Origin of the sequence: Flavobacterium sp., assembly GCF_044348915.1 — a bacterium.
Classification (GTDB): domain Bacteria; phylum Bacteroidota; class Bacteroidia; order Flavobacteriales; family Flavobacteriaceae; genus Flavobacterium.
The window spans coordinates 1-4,721 of the sequence record NZ_JBIKRX010000136.1 but is presented as its reverse complement, the minus strand read 5'-3'; the positions used below and the strand labels follow the sequence as shown (position 1 = coordinate 4,721).

Below are 4,721 nucleotides of genomic sequence, written 5' to 3'. Positions count from 1 at the left end.
AGCACAAAACTTTGCTAAAATACGCTCAGTCATTGATACAACTATAAAAAATGGCCTAAATGTATTGGAAGCATTGGTAATAATAGCTAAATTTGAGTTTGAATTATAAACTGATTAGTTACAAAAACAATAATTAATAATTTAAATGCAATTACAATGAAAAATTTAATCATTTATTTAGGGATTACCATCATAGCATTTGCTAATGCTTCTTATGCTTCTAATACAAATAGTTTTGATAGTCAAAGAAATCAAAATGTTTTTTCTGAATCTCCATCCGCTTTCGCAATTGCGATTAGTAAAGGGGAGATAGAAACTGTTAAGCAATTTATAGAAAGCGGCACGAAAATAAATAAGAAAATTAATGGGCTAACACCCCTAATGTACGCTGCTCGCTATAACAAAGTAGAAATTATTGAATATTTATTACAAAAAGGAGCAGATCGTGACATTAAAGATAGCCAAGGATTTACTGCCTTGAAATATGCTGAGTTGTCTAATGCTAATGATGTAATTGCCGTTTTGAAAACCACATCAGTTACTCAGCAAGTGAATATTTCGCTACTTGATGATGCTGCTTTTTTGTATGCAGAACCAGTTTTATTAACAAAGCCAAGCAAAACAATCGATAGAATTATTTTAGAGGAAGAACAAATTATTGAAAGTGCAGGATTCAATGATTTTCATCCTTTAAATTTTATTGAAATTAATAAAAAATCGATTGTAAAAAGTAATGTTAGTTCGCAAGGTGACGTTACAATAATTTAAATTCCCTGTTAAAGATTGCAATTGGCTCGGTTAAGGTTTTAATTCATCAATAAAAAGCATCCTTATAGTTTATATAATGATGCTTTTTTTATGTTTAAAAATTAATTTTTTTTCTCCTTCGGACTTGAATTAAGACAACTCTTTTTTTAGAAACTGTGCTGTGTAGCTTTTTTTATTTTTGATAATTTCTTCGGGAGTTCCTTGTTATTGCAATTATTTCTTTTGCATTTCCCCTCCTATGGAGGGGTGCCCGAAGGGTGGGGTGGTTTTTTAAATAATACGAATGTTCTCTCAACCAAACTCCTCAATAATATAATTCTCTAACTCCGTCATCACGTTATTTAAATCGTGTTTCACTCTTAAATCCGAAATTTTATATACCCTTAACCCCAACGAAATCAAATAATCTTCTCGTTTTTGGTCATAATCTTCTTTGTTATTATGGCTTGATCCGTCGATTTCAACCACTAAACCTAATGTTTTTATATAAAAATCTACTATGTAATTTCCAATAATTCTTTGTCTGTCAAAGTCTATTTTCCAAAACATTTCTTTGTGCACTTGCTTCCAAAAAATGACTTCCGATAGCACTCCTGCCTTACGTAATACTCGAGCACGAGTTTTTAGCTTCAAATTGTATGGTAAATCTTCAATAAAGTTTCTATAAATGGGTTGCCCATTTATGTACGCTGTTATTTCTTTATCGTTTATCATACAAGTTTAATTTTAGGCTTAGGATAAATTAGCAAGTCTAAAAACCACCCCGCCCTTCGGGCACCCCTCCAGAGAAGGGGAATTAAGACAACTCTTTTTTCAGAAACTGTGCTGTGTAGCTTTTCTTATTTTTTACTATTTCCTCTGGAGTTCCTTTGGCAACGACTTCTCCGCCGCCTTTTCCTCCTTCGGGGCCAATGTCGATGATGTAATCTGCTAGTTTGATTACATCCATATTGTGCTCGATAATCAAGATGGTGTTGCCTTTATCAACCAATTTATTGATTACTTCCATCAATACTCGAATGTCTTCAAAATGAAGACCAGTAGTCGGTTCATCTAAGATATAAAAGGTGTTTCCTGTGTCTTTTTTGGATAATTCTCCTGCTAATTTGATACGTTGCGCTTCGCCACCGGATAAGGTTGTACTTTGTTGTCCCAGTGTAATATAGCCCAAACCAACATCTTGCAACGTTTTCACTTTTCGATAAATCTTCGGAATATTTTCAAAGAAAGGAACGGCTTCGTCAATGGTCATATTCAGCACATCCGAAATGGACTTTCCTTTGTAGCGAATCTCTAAAGTTTCTCTATTAAAGCGTTTGCCTTGGCAGGTTTCGCATTCTACGTATACATCGGGTAAAAAGTTCATTTCAATTGTTCGAACGCCCGAGCCTTCGCAGGTTTCGCATCGTCCGCCTTTTACATTAAAACTAAAACGTCCCGCTTTGTAACCACGAATCATACTTTCCGAAGTCATTGTAAACAAGTTTCGGATTTCGGTAAATACCTCGGTGTAAGTAGCAGGATTAGATCTAGGTGTTCTTCCAATTGGACTTTGGTCAATATCAATCACTTTGTCGATATGTTCCAAACCTTCAATTTTTTTGTACGGTTTCGGTTTTTTGACACCATTAAAATAAAAGGAGTTCAAAATAGGGTAGAGGGTTTCGTTTATCAAGGTCGATTTTCCGCTTCCCGAAACGCCGGTTACGCAAATCATTTTACCTAGAGGCAATTCTATCGAAACATTTTTCAGATTATTTCCAGTAGCGCCGGTCAATTTCAAGAAATTTCCATTGCCTTCACGGCGTTTTTTTGGAATTTCTAATTTCATTTTTCCGTTCAAATATTGAGCGGTAATGGTGTTTGATTTTAATGTCTCGGCAGGTGTACCAATGCTGATGATTTCGCCACCATATTTACCTGCTTTCGGGCCAATATCAATAACATAATCGGCTTGCTCAATCATATCTTTATCGTGTTCTACCACGATTACCGAGTTGCCGATGTCACGCAATTGTTCCAAGGAATGAATCAGTTTGGCGTTGTCTCTTTGATGTAAACCAATGCTAGGTTCGTCTAAAATATATAAAACTCCAACCAACTGCGAACCAATTTGAGTTGCCAATCGAATGCGTTGTGCTTCACCACCTGAAAGTGATTTGGAACTACGGCTTAAAGCCAAATAATCTAGACCAACATTCATCAAAAAGTTAAGTCTATCTTTGACTTCCTTGATAACTTCAGTGGCTATTGTTTTTTGTTTATCGGATAAATGGTTGTTCAAATCCAAAAACCAAGCCGTCACGTCTGAAATATCCATACCGCATAATTCATTGATATTCTTGTCTTTGATTTTGAAAAATAAGGCTTCTTTTTTCAATCGAGAACCTTCGCAAACGGGACAATTTACCTCGTCCATAAATTCCTTTGCCCAACGTTTGATGCTTGTAGAACCGCTTTCGTCGTGTTGGTTTTTGATGAAATGAGCTATTCCTTCAAACTCAATTTTATATTCTTTGGTAACGCCCAAAACTTTCGACTCGACTGAGAATTTTTCTTTGCCGCCATTCAAGATCATTTCCATTGCCTCTTCGGAAATAGTGGAAATAGGATCGGTCAATTTGAAGTCGAATTTTTCACCAATGATTTCCAATTGCTTGAACATCCAGCTGCTTTTGTACTCGCCCAAAGGAGCAAAACCTCCTTTGTTGATGGATAATTTGGGGTTAGGAATAATTTTTTTGATATTGATTTCGTTAATCGTCCCCAAACCTTTGCAGTGATCACAAGCTCCTTTAGGCGAGTTGAAGGAAAACAAATTCGGCTCTGGATTTTGATATGAAATTCCGGTCGTTGGACACATCAAATTCCGACTAAAAAATCGAATTTCATTGGTGTCTTGGTCTAGAATCATCAAAACATTTTCACCTTGATACATCGCTGTCTTGATGCTTTCGGTTAGACGTTTTTCATTATCTGCAGTGTCTTCGATGATCATTCTGTCGATCACGATTTCAATATCGTGGGTTTTGTAACGGTCGAGTTTCATTCCAACCGTGATATCTTTAATATCTCCATTAATTCGGACTTTCAAAAATCCTTGTTTGGCAATTTGCTGAAATAATTCGGCATAATGTCCTTTTCTAGCGCGAATAATTGGGGCCAGAATATTGATTCGTTTTCCTAAAAAGTCTTTAGTAATTAAATCCTTGATTTGCTCGTCGTCATACGAAACCATTTTTTCACCTGTGTTGTAACTGTAAGCATCAGCAGCACGAGCATATAGTAAACGAAGGAAATCATAAATTTCGGTGATAGTTCCAACTGTTGAGCGCGGGCTTTTACTAGTAGTTTTTTGTTCGATAGCGATTACGGGAGAAAGTCCATCAATTTTATCCACGTCGGGACGTTCCAAACCTCCCAAAAATTGTCTAGCATAAGCCGAAAAAGTTTCTACATAGCGGCGTTGTCCTTCGGCATAAATCGTGTCGAAAGCGAGGGATGATTTTCCCGAACCTGAAAGTCCGGTAATCACCACCAATTTTTCCCGCGGAATGCGGACATCTATATTTTTAAGATTGTGTACTCTCGCACCCAATACTTCAATGTTGTTATCGTTTTCTAGCATAGAATTTTGGCAAAACGCAAAGTTATCATTTTGATTTATTCTTTCGTTATATGTACATCCAAGTTTATGTTAAAATAGTTACTTACTAATAAGTGCAAAAACCCATTGCGTTTACAAAAAAAACTCGAGAAATAGTTAACGAAGTAGCTTAATTTATTTATACTTTCAAATGATGCTAATTGTATTCTTGATTTAGATAAAATTTTTGTAACTAATCAGTTTATAATTCAAACTCAAATTTAGCTATTATTACCAATGCTTCCAATACATTTAGGCCATTTTTTATAGTTGTATCAATGACTGAGCGTATTTTAGCAAAGTTTTG

The 4,721-nt window shown here is 35.6% G+C and carries 3 protein-coding genes; 1 reads left to right on the top strand and 2 read right to left on the bottom strand.

What is annotated here, in order from left to right:
* Positions 1-156 precede the first annotated feature (156 nt).
* Positions 157-768: an ankyrin repeat domain-containing protein gene (locus tag ACIQ1E_RS13850; RefSeq protein WP_396171932.1), complete on the top strand. Its 612-nt coding sequence runs from the start codon at positions 157-159 to the stop codon at positions 766-768.
* Positions 769-1,059: 291 nt separating this feature from the next.
* On the opposite strand, the gene ACIQ1E_RS13845 is transcribed toward ACIQ1E_RS13850, so the two are convergent.
* Together ACIQ1E_RS13845 and uvrA are read right to left on the bottom strand one after the other, a co-directional pair.
* The gene (locus ACIQ1E_RS13845) at positions 1,060-1,482 is read right to left on the bottom strand and encodes an endonuclease domain-containing protein (protein WP_396171931.1); all 423 of its coding nucleotides are present in this window, start codon (positions 1,480-1,482) and stop codon (positions 1,060-1,062) included.
* An 82-nt stretch (positions 1,483-1,564) separates the two neighbouring features.
* A complete protein-coding gene (gene uvrA / locus ACIQ1E_RS13840) occupies positions 1,565-4,396 on the bottom strand; it encodes an excinuclease ABC subunit UvrA (RefSeq protein WP_396171929.1) in 2,832 nt (943 codons plus the stop codon).
* Positions 4,397-4,721 lie beyond the last annotated feature (325 nt).